The sequence below is a fragment of the Streptomyces sp. NPDC002671 genome, from assembly GCF_053592475.1.
This window is the reverse complement of the sequence record NZ_JBSFVU010000011.1, coordinates 235,032-249,339: the sequence shown is the minus strand read 5'-3', so window position 1 is coordinate 249,339 and position 14,308 is coordinate 235,032. Positions and strand designations below refer to the sequence as shown.

13 protein-coding genes are annotated in these 14,308 nt (G+C 71.3%); 9 read left to right on the top strand and 4 right to left on the bottom strand.

All coding sequences use genetic code 11. The annotated features are described in order from the left end of the window. The first annotated feature begins 69 nt into the window (after positions 1-69). From ACWD35_RS19655 to ACWD35_RS19640, 4 genes are all read left to right on the top strand, one after another. Positions 70-1,059 (top strand): malate dehydrogenase, encoded by a 990-nt coding sequence (locus tag ACWD35_RS19655; protein ID WP_451352531.1) that lies wholly within the window; start codon positions 70-72, stop codon positions 1,057-1,059. A gap of 189 nt (positions 1,060-1,248) precedes the next feature. Next, positions 1,249-3,027 carry a hypothetical protein gene (locus tag ACWD35_RS19650; protein WP_451352530.1) on the top strand — a complete coding sequence of 593 codons (1,779 nt, stop codon included), beginning with the start codon at positions 1,249-1,251 and terminating at the stop codon, positions 3,025-3,027. Next, complete coding sequence (locus ACWD35_RS19645; protein WP_451352529.1) at positions 3,014-3,367, top strand: hypothetical protein; 354 nt, start codon at positions 3,014-3,016, stop codon at positions 3,365-3,367. Before ACWD35_RS19650 ends, ACWD35_RS19645 begins: the two co-directional genes overlap by 14 nt. Before the next feature lie 10 nt (positions 3,368-3,377). Beyond that, positions 3,378-4,514, top strand: a complete 1,137-nt coding sequence (locus tag ACWD35_RS19640; RefSeq protein WP_451352528.1) for a hypothetical protein — start codon at positions 3,378-3,380, stop codon at positions 4,512-4,514. 1 nt (position 4,515) lies between these two features. Here ACWD35_RS19640 and ACWD35_RS19635 read toward each other — a convergent pair whose 3' ends face one another. After that, positions 4,516-5,274, bottom strand: coding sequence for a hypothetical protein (locus tag ACWD35_RS19635; RefSeq protein WP_451352527.1), 759 nt, complete (start codon positions 5,272-5,274; stop codon positions 4,516-4,518). A gap of 188 nt (positions 5,275-5,462) precedes the next feature. Here ACWD35_RS19635 and ACWD35_RS19630 point away from each other — a divergent pair, with 188 nt between their 5' ends. From ACWD35_RS19630 to ACWD35_RS19610, 5 genes are read left to right on the top strand one after another with little or no spacing between them, the layout of a single operon-like run. After that, a complete protein-coding gene (locus ACWD35_RS19630; protein WP_451352526.1) occupies positions 5,463-6,983 on the top strand; it encodes an aldehyde dehydrogenase family protein in 1,521 nt (506 codons plus the stop codon). A 55-nt stretch (positions 6,984-7,038) separates the two neighbouring features. Next, positions 7,039-8,580: a GMC family oxidoreductase gene (locus ACWD35_RS19625; protein ID WP_451352525.1), complete on the top strand. Its 1,542-nt coding sequence runs from the start codon at positions 7,039-7,041 to the stop codon at positions 8,578-8,580. Beyond that, a complete protein-coding gene (locus ACWD35_RS19620) occupies positions 8,577-9,686 on the top strand; it encodes a quaternary amine ABC transporter ATP-binding protein (protein ID WP_451352524.1) in 1,110 nt (369 codons plus the stop codon). The genes ACWD35_RS19625 and ACWD35_RS19620 overlap by 4 nt, the downstream gene beginning before the upstream one ends. Continuing rightward, positions 9,686-11,629 (top strand): ABC transporter permease, encoded by a 1,944-nt coding sequence (locus ACWD35_RS19615; RefSeq protein ID WP_451352523.1) that lies wholly within the window; start codon positions 9,686-9,688, stop codon positions 11,627-11,629. The genes ACWD35_RS19620 and ACWD35_RS19615 overlap by 1 nt, the downstream gene beginning before the upstream one ends. 1 nt (position 11,630) lies before the next feature. Continuing rightward, positions 11,631-12,593 carry an ABC transporter substrate-binding protein gene (locus tag ACWD35_RS19610; protein WP_451352522.1) on the top strand — a complete coding sequence of 321 codons (963 nt, stop codon included), beginning with the start codon at positions 11,631-11,633 and terminating at the stop codon, positions 12,591-12,593. Between the two features lie 23 nt (positions 12,594-12,616). On the opposite strand, the gene ACWD35_RS19605 is transcribed toward ACWD35_RS19610, so the two are convergent. From ACWD35_RS19605 to ACWD35_RS19595, 3 genes are read right to left on the bottom strand one after another with little or no spacing between them, the layout of a single operon-like run. Beyond that, positions 12,617-13,339 carry an isocitrate lyase/PEP mutase family protein gene (locus ACWD35_RS19605; protein WP_451352521.1) on the bottom strand — a complete coding sequence of 241 codons (723 nt, stop codon included), beginning with the start codon at positions 13,337-13,339 and terminating at the stop codon, positions 12,617-12,619. Then, positions 13,336-13,809 (bottom strand): carboxymuconolactone decarboxylase family protein, encoded by a 474-nt coding sequence (locus ACWD35_RS19600; protein ID WP_451352520.1) that lies wholly within the window; start codon positions 13,807-13,809, stop codon positions 13,336-13,338. The genes ACWD35_RS19605 and ACWD35_RS19600 overlap by 4 nt, the downstream gene beginning before the upstream one ends. After that, on the bottom strand, positions 13,806-14,303 hold the full coding sequence (locus ACWD35_RS19595) for a carboxymuconolactone decarboxylase family protein (protein ID WP_451352519.1): 498 nt from the start codon (positions 14,301-14,303) through the stop codon (positions 13,806-13,808). The genes ACWD35_RS19600 and ACWD35_RS19595 overlap by 4 nt, the downstream gene beginning before the upstream one ends. Positions 14,304-14,308 lie beyond the last annotated feature (5 nt).

Genomic DNA, 14,308 nt, shown 5'->3' with positions numbered 1-14,308 from the left:
TTGATGCCAAGAGATCGATCATCCGGGGCCAACGACGACCCCACCGCCAGCTGTCATACGGAGAACGCCATGACCCGCACTCCCGTGAACGTCACCGTCACCGGCGCGGCCGGCCAGATCGGTTACGCGCTCCTCTTCCGCATCGCCTCCGGCCAGCTGCTCGGCGCGGACGTGCCGGTCAAGCTGCGCCTCCTGGAGATCACCCCGGCCCTGAAGGCCGCCGAGGGCACCGCCATGGAGCTGGACGACTGCGCCTTCCCGCTGCTCCAGGGCATCGAGATCTCGGACAACCCGAACGTCGCCTTCGACGGCGCCAACGTAGCCCTCCTCGTGGGCGCCCGCCCGCGCACCAAGGGCATGGAGCGCGGCGACCTGCTGGAGGCCAACGGCGGCATCTTCAAGCCGCAGGGCAAGGCCATCAACGACCACGCCGCGGACGACATCAAGGTCCTCGTCGTCGGCAACCCGGCCAACACCAACGCCCTCATCGCCCAGGCCTCCGCGCCGGACGTCCCGGCCGAGCGCTTCACCGCGATGACCCGCCTGGACCACAACCGCGCGCTGACCCAGCTCGCGAAGAAGACGGGCACCACGGTCGCCGACATCAAGCGCCTGACCATCTGGGGCAACCACTCCGCCACCCAGTACCCGGACATCTTCCACGCCTCGGTCGCCGGCAAGAACGCCGCCGAGCTCGTCAACGACGAGAAGTGGCTCGCCGAGGACTTCATCCCGACCGTCGCCAAGCGCGGTGCCGCGATCATCGAGGCCCGTGGTGCCTCGTCGGCCGCCTCCGCCGCCAACGCCGCGATCGACCACGTCTACACCTGGGTCAACGGCACCGCCGAGGGCGACTGGACCTCCATGGGCATCCCGTCGGACGGCTCCTACGGCGTCCCGGAGGGCCTGATCTCCTCCTTCCCGGTCACCACCAAGGACGGCAAGTACGAGATCGTCCAGGGCCTGGACATCAACGAGTTCTCCCGCACCCGCATCGACGCCTCCGTCGCGGAGCTTGCGGAGGAGCGCGACGCGGTCCGCGCCCTCGGCCTCATCTGAGCCGACTCATCTCCCGCACGGGCCCCGTTCCGGTTCTCCTCCGGAGCGGGGCCCGGCCGTTTCCCGAAGCGGCGTGCCGCGCACCCCTGTCAGCGCATTCCGCCTTCCCCTGCACGGCTCGTCACTCTATGCTCATGGCCCGTCAATTCATCTGTGAGCAAGTGACTTTCCACGCCTCGGGGGACTCGCGTGAGCACCGCCCATGTGCCGCAGCAACCGCAGCCGGCCGACCCGTCGCAGCCTGCGGGACCACCACCCGCGCCACCGGCCACCCCACCGCACGCCAGTGAGGCCACCCGGCTGCTGTGCGCGGGCACCTATCTGGATTCCGGTTACCGGGACCGCGTCATCAGGCAGCTGCACCTCAACAGCCAGCGTTTCGCCGCGCCTTCGCTCGGTTTCGACGCGGCCCGCGTCCTCGCGCACGCGCTGCGCGCCCGCCGGCAGGAGCTCGCCTGGGCCGCGGCGATCCTCGCCCTGTGGGTGGTGGGAGCCGCGCTGAGCGGCGGCCTGCTGGTCCTCTTCCTGGGACCCAGCCTCTACCTCGCCGTCGGCGTGTGGATCAGGGGCCGTGCGCCGGAGCCGCACGTGTACCGCCTGGTGGCCGCCTTCGTCTTCCGCTGGTTGGGCCGCCTCACGTTCGCGACGCTGCTGGTGATCACCGTCATCGCCGCGTTCGGTGGCGGCAGCAGCGACCACTCGTCCTACGACTCCCACGACGCGTACGGTCCGTCCGGCAACATTCCCGGCCTGTCGACCCTGGGCGACATCTTCCTCGCGGGCTTCAAGGACCTTCCGGATGCGATCAAGCCCTGGCAGGCCTGGGCCGCGCTCGTCTTCTTGGCGCTGATCGTGCTGTGCACGGCGGGCCAGCGGGGCGCGTTCGCGCGCGTGCTCGCGGCCGAGCTGTCCCCGCAGCGCTTCCCGGACGCCGCCGGCGACCCCGCCGAGCAGGGCGACAGCCAGCGCTTCCAGTGGCTCAAGCACCGCATCCGGACCGAGCAGCACGCGCCGCTGGTCATGTACCACGAGGCGCGCCCGTTCTGCGGGGCCGGAGCGGCCTACCCGGACTGGGTCCTCGCCGTCGAGCTGAAGCCCGACCCGCTGAAGAAGCAGCAGCCGATCAGCAACCGGCTGGTGCTGGAGAAGATCCGGCCGCTGGTGGAACGGCTGCGGCTGCCCGCCGAGTACGCGGGACCGGGCGTGCGCGACCGGCTGCGCTGGCTGGAGCTCGACGAGTGCGTGTTCCTGCCCGCCGAGGGGCTGCTGCGCCGCGACGACGCGCCGTACCACCCGCAGGCCTTCGAGGACCACCGGGCGCACGCGGTCGAGGAGGGCGCCGAGAAGCGCCGCCACTTCCTGCGCATCCGCGTGGGCGGCTGGGAGGAGGAGCTGGTCGTCACGGTGTTCGTGCGCATCCACACCCAGGGCCGCATGCTCATGCTGGAGATCGCCCCACATGTGCTGCTGCCGGTGCGCGCGGACTTCAAGGACGCCGACCGTACGGCCCACCGGTTCCGGCACAACAACGTGCTCGGCAAGGCGGCCTGGGCCATGGCCCGGCTGCCGCGCTCCCTGGCCGCCTCCCTGATCGTCCTCGGCAAGGCCGTCGCCTACGGCTGGCGGCTGCTGACGGGCGGGTACGCGAACGCGCTGCCCGACGGGCCCACGCTGTCCGTGCGGGAGCTGGGCTCGGCGGACGCCGGTTCGCACTTCCAGGAGATGGACGTCTCCCGCTACCTCAAGAGCATCCAGGACCGGGTCGCCAACGGGGTGCGGGCAGCGCTCGCCGAATCCGGGTACCAGACCGGTGAGTTCGTCCAGCAGGTCAACAACATCAGCAACGGAGGCGTGCACATCGGCAAGGTCGAGGGCAGCACGTTCGCCGTCGGCGACAAGGCCTCCGCCTCCTCCACGACCGGCGGCGGCACGCCGCAGAAGGGAGCCGACGGCCATGGCAACGGATGAGACGAGGATCAGCATCGGCGACGTGTCGAACAGCACGTTCGCCATCGGCGACCGCGCGCACGCCGAGAGCCACCACGGCACGAGCGCGCAGCATGACGCGGCGGCCGAAGAACTGCTGGCCGCGGTACGGGAGTTGCGTGCCGACCTGGCCCGGGTGCGGGCCAGCGAGCAGACGGCGGAACTGGACGCGGCCCTCGCCGACACGGAGGACGAGATCACCCGCACCGGCCAGGCGACCCCCACCCGCCGCGAGCGTCTGCGCAACCTCCTTGACGACTCCCAGGCCCTGCTGACCGTCCTCGCCTCGGCGGGCACGCTGGCCGGCCTGGTGGGGCTGTGAGAGGGCGACGATGACCGGGGGAGCACGCTTCTGGAACGAGGAGACCCAGCGCTGGGAGGACGCCGACAACGCCCGGCCCACCGCGCCACCGACAACACCACCACCGGCCATGCCGGACCAGCCACCGGCGTGGCCGCCGGCCGGTCCGCGGGCCGCCGCGCCGGACGCTCCGCAGGCAGCGGAGGAGACGGCTGTCCCCTCGGCGCCTGAGGCGGCGCCGCCCGTGCCGTCTTCGGTCGAATGGTGGCGCGGGCCGGACGCGGGCGCGAACTCGGGTACCGGTGCCGGTACTTCGGCCGGCGGCTACGACCCCGGCGCGCCCCATGGCGGCAGCGGTGACTGGTCCACGCCCGAGTGGCCCGGTCCGGGGGGCGGTGGGCCGGCGGAGCCCGGTCCGGCTCCTGCGCCGGCCGGCGGCTTCAGCCGTCGTACGGTCTGGTCCGTCGTCGTGGGGGCCGCCGTCGTCGGTGTTGCCGTGAGCCTGGTGCTGACCTTCGTCGTCAAGAACGGCGATGACAACTCGCCCAAGCGGGCGGGCGGTTCGCCGAGTGCGTCCGTGTCGGCTCCGGCCTCCACGGTCTCCCAGTCGCCGACGCCGAGCGACGAGCCAACCGAGTCTCCCTCGGACTCGGTCTCCGCCTCGCCGTCCGAGCTCCCCTCGGGCTACGAGTCGTACGAGGACGCGGAGGGCTTCCGAATAGCGCGCCCCGAGGGCTGGTCGCGGTCCTCGGTCCAGTCCCAGTACGGCATCGCGGTCGTCAGCTACCGCAGCCCGGACCGGCAACACCGGCTCCAGGTCTACCAGGTGGCCGAGTCGTCCCCGGACGCCTCGTTCGAGCAGTACCTGTCCGACCAGACCCGCAAGCCGGACGGCTTCCAGGAGCTGAACCTGGAGAGCCTCGACCAGGGCGACTTCGTGGGCTCACGCCTGGAGTACCTGGCCGGCAGCATCAAGGGCGAGCCCGACGTCGGCACCTGGCACGTCTACGACGAGCGCTTCGTCGCCGGGGACGGCAACATCTACGCCATCGCCGCCTACGGCCCCGACAGCGACGGCCGAGACGACGAACTGCAGCTGCTCAACAACGCGTTGAGCTGGTTCTGCCCGCCCGGCCAGAGCTGCGATTCGTCGCCGGACACGGAGTAGCTCAGGAGTTCTGCAGCTGCTGCTCCAGCTTCGAGATGTCCACGGACTCGCGCGCGGAGGGGGTGGCGGAGGGGACCGGCGCGTTGTACTTGTCGAGCGTCAGCGTCTGGTCCGTGCCGCCGCCCTTCCGCGTGGCCTCGACCAGCCGGTGCGGGGTGGTCGAACTGACGTACATGACCACGTTCTTGCCCATCGACGTACCGCTCACCGCAATGGCCTTCGTGCCGTTCACGGTGGTCTCCGAGCCCTTCGTCGGCGATCCGAGGCGGTGACCCGCGACCTCCTTCTGGAAGTTGGTCAGGTCGCAGCTGTCGGCCATGTTCCTGAGCAGCGGGTCGTGCGTGGAGCCGTGGATGTAGCGGTCCCTGAACAGGTTGGCGACCGCACCGCCCTGGCCGCCCGGCAGCTGCGCCTTGTAGAAGGCCGTGTCGGGCTTCATCCAGACCTGGTCGCCCTGCTTGATCAGCTCCACACTGCCGCCGCCCCCGCTCATGGTGACCTTGCCCACGCAGTTGCCCTGCCGGTTCAGGGTCAGGTCCACGACGGTCGGTTCGGTCCGGTTGCCGCGCACGTTCGCGCTGTTGTCCCTGAGCGACAGATGGACGGAGTCCGCCCTGACGAGGTTGGCGCGGGCCTCCTTCTCCAGGTCACGCGCGCTCGGGCCGCTGTCGGTTGTTTGGGCGGCGACGGAAGCGGCCGGGGTGAGCAGAAGAGCCGCCGTGATGGTCGACGCCGCACAGGTCAGTGATCTTCTGGGCATCACATACCTCCCAACACCCTTTTCCAGCCTACTTTTGTCCCTTTTCGCCCGCATTTTCAGTGACGAGGCGCACTTTCGAGCCCCGATTGCGCATGCCGTGCATGGGCCGGGGCAGGCGGTGACGGTCCCCGAGTGTGGCACCCATGTGACACAGGGGTACCGAACAGGAACGGAAGGCAACACCGATCATGGCGGAAAGAACCGAACGACAGGCCGAGGCGACTATCCACGCGGGAGGCGAGTGGCTGGCCGCGAGCTCCGGCGCCACGCGCGAGATCCTCGACCCTGCGGACGCCCGGCCCTTCGCCGTGGTCGCGGAGGGTGACGAGAAGGACGCGGAGCGCGCGATCGCCGCCGCCCGGCAGGCCTTCGACCGCGGCCCCTGGCCGCGCACCCCCGTCGCCGAGCGCGCCGCCCTGCTGCGCCGCGTCGCCGACCTCCTCGTGCGCGACCGCGAGGAGGTCGGCCTGCTGGAGAGCCGGGACGCGGGCAAGACGGCCGAGGAAGGCCGCATCGACATCGACTGCGTCGCCGACGCCTTCCGCTACTTCGCCGACCTGGTCGCCGCCGAGGCCCCCGGCCGGGTCGTCGACGCGGGCTCGCCCGACATCCACAGCGTGGTCGTGCACGAGCCCGTGGGCGTGTGCGCGCTCATCACGCCCTGGAACTACCCGCTGCTCCAGGCCAGTTGGAAGATCGCCCCGGCGCTCGCCGCGGGCAACACCTTCGTGGTCAAGCCCAGCGAGATCACCCCGATGACGACCATCGCGCTGATGGACCTGCTCGCCGAGGCCGGGCTGCCCGCCGGTGTCGCCAACCTCGTCACCGGTCCCGGCCACTCCGTCGGCGCCCGGCTCGCCGAGCACCCCGACGTCGACCTGGTCTCCTTCACCGGCGGCCTGGTCAGCGGCACCAAGGTCGCCCAGGCCGCCGCCCCCACCGTCAAGAAGGTCGCGCTCGAACTCGGCGGCAAGAACCCCAACGTGGTCTTCGCCGACGCCTGCGCCACCGCGGAGGACTTCGACACCGCCGTCGACCAGGCCCTCAACGCCGCCTTCATCCACAGCGGCCAGGTCTGCTCGGCCGGCGGCCGGCTGATCGTCGAGGAGTCGATCCGGGACCGCTTCGTCACCGAACTCGCCCGTCGGGCCCAGCAGATCAGGCTCGGCCGCGGCACCGCCGACGGCGTCGAGTGCGGCCCGCTCGTCTCCGAGCAGCAGCGCGCGAAGGTCGAGGCGTACGTCTCCTCCGCGCTGGCGGAGGGCGCCGTACTGCGCAGCGGCGGCAAGCGCCCCGAGCCGAGCGAAGTCCGCCCGGAATCCGGCTACTTCTACGAGCCGACCGTCCTCGACCACTGCCACCGCGACATGCGGGTCGTGCGCGAGGAGGTCTTCGGACCGGTCCTCACCGTCGAGACCTTCCGCACCGAGGAAGAGGCGGTGTCCCTCGCCAACGACACCGAGTACGGCCTCGCGGGCGCCGTCTGGACCGCCGACCCGGGCCGCGCCCGGCGCGTCGCGGCCCGGCTGCGCCACGGCACCGTCTGGATCAACGACTTCCACCCCTACCTGCCGCAGGCGGAGTGGGGCGGCTTCGGCAAGAGCGGCACCGGCCGGGAACTGGGGCCCGCGGGGCTCGCCGAGTACCGCGAGACCAAGCACGTCTACCAGAACCTCGCGCCGCGGCCGGTCCGCTGGTTCACCGGCTGACGTCCCGCCTCCCCTTCGAGTACGACCCCTCCACGCTTCCGGAGCGAGTACCACCATGTCCCACACCCCGAACACCCCCGACACCTACGACTACGTCGTCATCGGCGGCGGCACCGCCGGTTCCGTCATCGCCGCCCGCCTCACGGAGAACCCGGACGTCACCGTCGCCGTCATCGAGGGCGGCCCCAGCGACGTCGGCCGCGACGACGTCCTCACCCTGCGCCGCTGGATGGGCCTGCTCGGCGGCGAACTCGACTACGACTACCCGACCACCGAGCAGCCCCGCGGCAACTCGCACATCCGGCACAGCCGCGCCCGCGTGCTCGGCGGCTGCTCCTCCCACAACACCCTCATCTCCTTCAAGCCGCTGCCGTCCGACTGGGACGAGTGGGAGGCCGCGGGTGCCAAGGGCTGGGGCGCGGTGCCTATGGAGGCGTACTTCGCCCGCCTGAAGAACAACATCGTCTCCGTCGACGAGAAGGACCGGAACTCCATCGCCCGCGACTTCGTGGACGCCGCCCAGTCGGCCCTCGGGGTCCCGCGCGTCGAGGGCTTCAACAAGAAGCCGTTCACCGAGGGCGTCGGCTTCTTCGACCTCGCCTACCACCCGGAGAACAACAAGCGGTCCTCCGCCTCGGTGGCGTACCTGCACCCGGTCATGGACGAGCGCCCCAACCTGCACATCTTCCTGGAGACCTGGGCCTACAAGCTGGAGCTGGCCGGCACCCGCGCCGAGGGCGTGCACGTGCGCACCAAGGACGGCGAGGAACTGCTGGTCCGCGCCCGCAGCGAGGTCATCCTGTGCGCCGGCGCCGTCGACTCGCCGCGCCTGCTCATGCACTCCGGCATCGGGCCGCGGGCGGACCTCGAAGCGCTCGGCATCCCGGTCGTGCTCGACCTGCCCGGCGTCGGCGAGAACCTGCTCGACCACCCCGAGTCGGTCATCGTCTGGGAGACCCACGGGCCGATCCCGGAGAACTCCGCGATGGACTCCGACGCGGGCCTGTTCGTACGCCGCGACCCCGAACACGCGGGCCCGGACCTGATGTTCCACTTCTACCAGATCCCGTTCACGGACAACCCGGAACGACTGGGCTACGAGCGGCCGGAGTTCGGCGTCTCCATGACCCCGAACATCCCCAAGCCGAAGAGCCGCGGTCGGCTCTACCTGACCAGCGCCGACCCGTCCGTGAAGCCCGCCCTGGACTTCCGCTACTTCACCGACGAGGACGACTACGACGGCCAGACCCTGGTCGACGGCATCCGCATCGCCCGCGAGATCGCCAAGTCCGAGCCGCTCGCGAGCTGGCTCAAGCGCGAGGTGTGCCCCGGCCCGGAGATCCAGGACGAGGCCGAGCTGAGCGAGTACGCCCGCAAGGTCGCACACACCGTCTACCACCCGGCCGGCACCTGCAAGATGGGCGCCGCCGACGACGAACTGACCGTAGTCGACCCGGAGCTGAAGATCCGCGGACTCGACGGCATTCGCATCGCCGACGCCTCCGTCTTCCCGACCATGACCGCGGTCAACCCGATGATCGGGGTGCTCATGGTCGGGGAGAAGGCCGTCGACCTTATCGGAGGTGACGCCCGATGACTCTCACCGTGCCCACACGCAAGCCCCCCACCACCGACAGCGCGCCTGTCTTCTCCGTCGACGGCCTGTGGAAGGTCTTCGGCCCGAAGGCCGGCCGCGTCCCCGCCGACCCGGAACTGAGCGGGCTCAGCCCCGCCGACCTGCGCTCCCGCACAGGCTGCACGGCTGCCGTCCAGGACGTCTCCTTCGACGTGCGCAAGGGCGAGGTCTTCGTCGTCATGGGCCTGTCCGGCTCCGGCAAGTCCACCCTCGTGCGCTGCCTGACCCGGCTGATCGAGCCCACCGCCGGCTCGATCGCCATCGACGGCGAGGACGTCCGCGCCATGGACAAGGCCCGGCTGCGCGAACTGCGCCGCCACCGCGCCGCCATGGTCTTCCAGCACTTCGGCCTGCTCCCGCACCGCACGGTCCTCGACAACGTGGCCTACGGCCTGGAGATCCAGGGCGTCGGCAAGGCCGAGCGGCGCAAGCGGGCCGCCGAGGTCGTCGCCAAGGTCGGCCTGGAAGGCATGGAGAAGCGCCGGCCCGCCCAGCTCTCCGGCGGCCAGCGCCAGCGCGTGGGCCTCGCCCGCGCCCTTGCCGCCGACCCCGAAGTCCTCCTGTTCGATGAGCCGTTCAGCGCGCTCGACCCGCTCATCCGGCGGGACATGCAGGAGGAGGTGGTCCGCCTGCACCGCGAGGAGGGCCGCACGATGGTCTTCATCACCCACGACCTCTCCGAGGCCCTCAAGCTCGGCGACCGCATCGCCCTGATGCGCGACGGCCGCGTGGTCCAGCTCGGCACCCCGGAGGAGATCGTCTCCACCCCGGCCGACGACTACGTCCGCGAGTTCGTCCGGGACGTCCCGCGCGAGCAGGTCGTCACCGTCCGCACGGCGATGAAGCCGGGGGACTGCGGCGGCCCGGACCACCCGGGCGCCCTCGCCCCGGACGCGGTCGTCGCCGACGCGATCAAGACGGTGGCCCACCAGGGCAAGCCGGCGTGCGTCGTCCAGGACGGCCACTGCCTCGGGACGGTGGACCACGAGCGCCTGCTCGGCGTGGTCGCCGGCGTCACCGCCGCAGCGACGCCGCCCGCCCCCCGCACCAGTCCGGAGGCCGTCTGATGGCCACACTCACCATCGCCACCGCCCGCACCATGCGCCCCGGCCTGCTCCGTAACCGGGCGGTGGGCAAGCTCCTGCTGCTCGCGCTCTTCGCCGCCGTGCTCGTGCCCGCCGTCGACGCGCACTGGGGCAGCGGCGCCTGGCCGCACGCGCTGACCGTCGACCTGTCCAAGCCGCTCGCCAGTGCCAGCAACTGGGTCATCGACAACCGGGACAGCCACCCCCTGTTCCTGTACTTCTTCGGCTACATCAGCAACGCGGTCGTGCTCTCCGTGCGCGCCGTCTACCTCACCCTGCTCGCCGCGGGCTGGCTCGGCGTCACCGCCTTCGGTGCCCTCGTCGCCTGGCGCGTCGCCGGTGTACGCCTGGCTGCCGGCACGGCCGTCGCCTTCCTGGCCTGCGGAGCGCTCGGCATGTGGGTGCCGACCATGCAGACCCTCGCGCTGATGGTGGTCGCGGTCCTCGCGTCCGTCGTCGTCGGCGTGCTGCTCGGCCTCGCCGCCGGCCTCTCCGACCGCCTGGACCGCGCCCTGCGCCCGGTCCTGGACACCATGCAGGTGCTCCCGGCGTTCGCGTACCTCCTCCCCGTCGTCCTGGTCTTCGGCATCGGCGTCCCCGCGGCCGTCCTCGCCACCGTCGTCTACGCCGCCCCGCCGATGGCCCGCCTCACGGCGCTCGGCCTGCGCGGCGCCGACCCCGAAGTCCTGGAGGCCGTGGAGTCGCTGGGCGCCACCGCCCGCCAGCGGCTGCTGACCGCCCGCATCCCGCTGGCCCGCAAGGAACTCCTGCTCGGCCTCAACCAGACGATCATGATGGCGCTGTCCATGGCCGTCATCGCCTCCGTCATCGGCGCCGGCGGCCTCGGCGACCGCGTCTACCAGGCCCTCGCCTCCGTCGACGTCGGCGCGGCCCTCGCGGCCGGTATCCCGATCGTGCTGCTCGCGGTCGTCCTGGACCGCGTCACCGCAGCCGCCGGAAACGGCGCCGACGCGAGCGACCGCCGGACGATCGGCTGGCCGTACGCCCTCGCCGCCACCGTGGCGCTCGCCGTGGCCGCGCGCCTGCTCGGCCGCCTGAACTGGCCCGGGTCCTGGACGCTGGACATCGCCGAGCCGGTCAACCGCGCCGTCGACTGGATGACCGCCCACCTGTACTCCGGCGTCCCCGTCGTCGGCGGTACGGCCGACTGGGCGGCCCACTTCACCACCTGGGTCCTCGACCCCGTCCGCTCCGGACTGCAGTGGCTGCCGTGGTGGGCGGTGCTGCTCATCGTGGCCGCGCTGGCCTGGGTGATCGGCACCTGGCGCACCGCCCTGACCGCCGTGCTCGCCATGGCCGCGATCGGCGTGCTCGGAGTGTGGGAGCCGTCCCTCGACACGCTCTCGCAGGTGCTCGCCGCCGTGGCCGTCACCCTCGTCCTCGGCTTCGCGGCCGGCATCGCCGCCGCCCGCAGCGACCGCGTCGAACGCGCCCTGCGCCCCGTCCTGGACGTCTTCCAGACGATGCCGCAGTTCGTGTACCTGATCCCGGTCGTCGCCCTGTTCGGCGTGGGCCGCGCGCCCGCCGTCGCCGCGGCCGTCGTCTACGCCCTCCCGGCCGTCGTCCGGATCACCGCGCAGGGCCTGCGCCAGGTCGACCCGGCCGCCCTGGAGTCCGCGCGCTCGCTCGGCGCGACCGGCCGCCAGCAGCTGTGGCAGGTCCAGCTCCCGCTCGCCCGGCGCTCGTTGCTGCTCGCCGCCAACCAGGGCGTGGTCCTGGTCCTGGCCGTCGTCATCATCGGCGGCCTGGTCGGCGGCGGCGCCCTCGGCTACAACGTCGCCTTCGGCCTCGCCCAGGGCGACCTGGCGACCGGCCTCGTCGCCGGCGCCGCCATCGTCTGCCTGGGCCTGATGCTCGACCGGGTGACCCAGCCCACCGAACGACGCGCGAAGAAGGGAGCCTGACATGCGCATTCGTACGACCGTCCTGACCGCGACCGCCGTGGTGGGCTCGCTCGCCCTGCTCACCGGCTGCGGTGCCGCCGACATGACCAAGCAGGCCAGCCCGTTCGCCAACGCCCAGGGCGCGAAGTCCGTGACCCTGTCCGTGCAGTCCTGGGTCGGCGCCCAGTCCAACGTGGCCGTCGCCCAGTACCTGCTGGAGCACAAGCTGGGCTACCGCGTCGACACCGTCCAGGTGGACGAGGTGCCCGCCTGGGACGCGCTCAGCCAGGGCCGCGTCGACGCCATCATGGAGGACTGGGGCCACCCGGACCAGGAGAAGCGGTACGTCGAGGACAAGAAGACGATCGCGCCCGGCGGCGACCTCGGCGTCACCGGCCACATCGGCTGGTTCGTGCCGACCTACCTGGCCAAGCAGCACCCGGACATCACGAACTGGAAGAACCTCAACAAGTACGCCTCCCTCTTCCACACCGCGGAGAGCGGCGGCAAGGGCCAGCTGATGGACGGCTCCCCGTCCTACGTCACCAACGACAAGGCCCTGGTGACGAACCTGAAGCTGAACTACCAGGTCGTCTTCGCCGGTTCCGAGGCGGCCCAGATCACCCAGATGAAGCAGTTCGCCAAGGAGAAGAAGCCCTTCCTGACGTACTGGTACGCGCCCCAGTGGCTGTTCAAGAAGGTCCCCCTGACGGAGGTGCAGCTGCCGCCGTACAAGGAGGGCTGCGACGCGGATCTGGCCAAGATCACCTGTGCCTACCCGCACACCCCGCTGCAGAAGTACCTCAACGCCGGCTTCGCCAAGTCCGGCGGCAGGGCGGCGGCCTTCCTGAAGAAGTTCAAGTGGACGACGGAGGACCAGAACGAGGTCTCGCTGATGATCGCGGATCAGAAGCTGAGCCCGCAGGAGGCGGCGAAGAAGTGGGTGGACAGCCACCCTTCCGTGTGGAAGCAGTGGCTGTCCTAGAACACCGGCTGTTCTGAACGGCCTTATTTCACGAGTCGGCCGGCGATCTCCCGCAGCGCGGCGGTGGCCGCCCACTGGAATCCCGGCCCGAACGTGATGCGAGTGGCCCCGAGCGCGCCGAGTTCGGCGGGCGAGGGGCCCTCGCCGGCCACGCGGGCCACCATGTTCAGCGGACCCTGGATCCCGGCCCGCAGCAGCGGCAGTGCGTCCGTCGGGGCGAGGATCGGGTACACGCAGTCGGCGCCCGCCGCCACGTACAACGCGGCCCGCTCGATGGCCTGTTCGACATCGCCGTCCCCGTGGACGAAGGTGTCCACCCGGGCGTTGAGGAACAGCCGCCCGGCGGCGGCCGAGCGGACCTCGGCGAGGAACTCGGCGTGCTCGCGCGGGTCCTTGAGGGAGTCGCCGGCCGAGTCCTCCAGGTTGCACCCGACCGCGCCCGCCTCCAGCAGCCGTTCCACCAGCTCCTTGGGCGCGAGCCCGTACCCGCCCTCGATGTCCGCCGACACCGGCACGTCCACCGCCCGCGTGATCCGGGCCACCGCCGCGAACATCTCGTCCGCCGGGGTCGACCCGTCCGCGTACCCGAGGCTCGCGGCGACGCCCGCGCTGGGCGTGGCCAGCGCCGGGAACCCGGCCTCGGCGAACACCCGGGCGCTGGCCGCGTCCCATGGTCCGGGCAGGACGAGCGGGTCGCCCTGGGCACGCCCCAGGTGCAGTGCGCGGAAAACCTCGACCTTGCTCACGGCTGGTAACCCCCTGGCGGGACTCGGCGGCTGACCATCAGGCGGTTCCAGCCGTTGATGACGGTGATCAGGCCGATCAGATGCGCGAGTTCGGCCTCGGTGAACTGCCCGGCGGCCCGCTCGTACACCGCGTCCGGCACGAAGCCTCCCCCAGAGCCGAAAGCCTGGGAGGTGCCCCCAGTGAGCACGGTGACCGCCTCGGTCAGGGCCAGCGCGGCCCGTTCCCGCTCGCTGTAGAGGTCCTCCGTCTCCTCCCAGGCGTTGAGCAGCTGGATGCGGTTCTCCGACTCGCCGTTCTTCCGGGCGACCTGGAGGTGCATGTCGAGGCAGAAGGCGCAGTGGTTGATCTGCGAGGCGCGGATCATGACCAGCTCGGCGAGGACCGGATCACCGAGCCCCTTCTTCGCCGCCGCGCTGAGCGCGGACATCGCCTGTGCGACTTCCTTGTCCAGCAGCTGTGTACGGTTCACTTGTACTGCCCCGGCTTGTAGTGGCCCGGCACCGCGCGGGTCGACACGCCGAAGCGGTTCCACGCGTTGATCACCGCGATGGTCGCGATGAGCTGGGCGAGCTCGGCCTCGTCGAAGTGCCGGGCGGCCCGCTCGTAGACCTCGTCCGGGACGAACCCGTCGGTGAGGTCGGTGACCGCCTCGGTCAGCTCAAGCGCGGCCAGCTCCTTCTCCGTGTAGAAGTGCTTCGACTCCTCCCACGCGTTCAGCTGCACGATCCGCTGGACACTCTCACCGGCCGCCAGCGCGTCCTTGGTGTGCATGTCCAGGCAGAACGCGCACTTGTTGATCGCCGAGGCGCGCAGCCGGACGAGCTCCACCAGCGAGGGGTCCAGGCCCTGCTCGGCCGCCTCGCTCAGCCGGGCCATCGCCTTGTAGACCTCGGGGGCGTGCCGGTACCAGTGCAGGCGGGGGGTGTGCTCGGGGGCGTACTCGACGGCTTGCTCTGTGCTCATGCCGT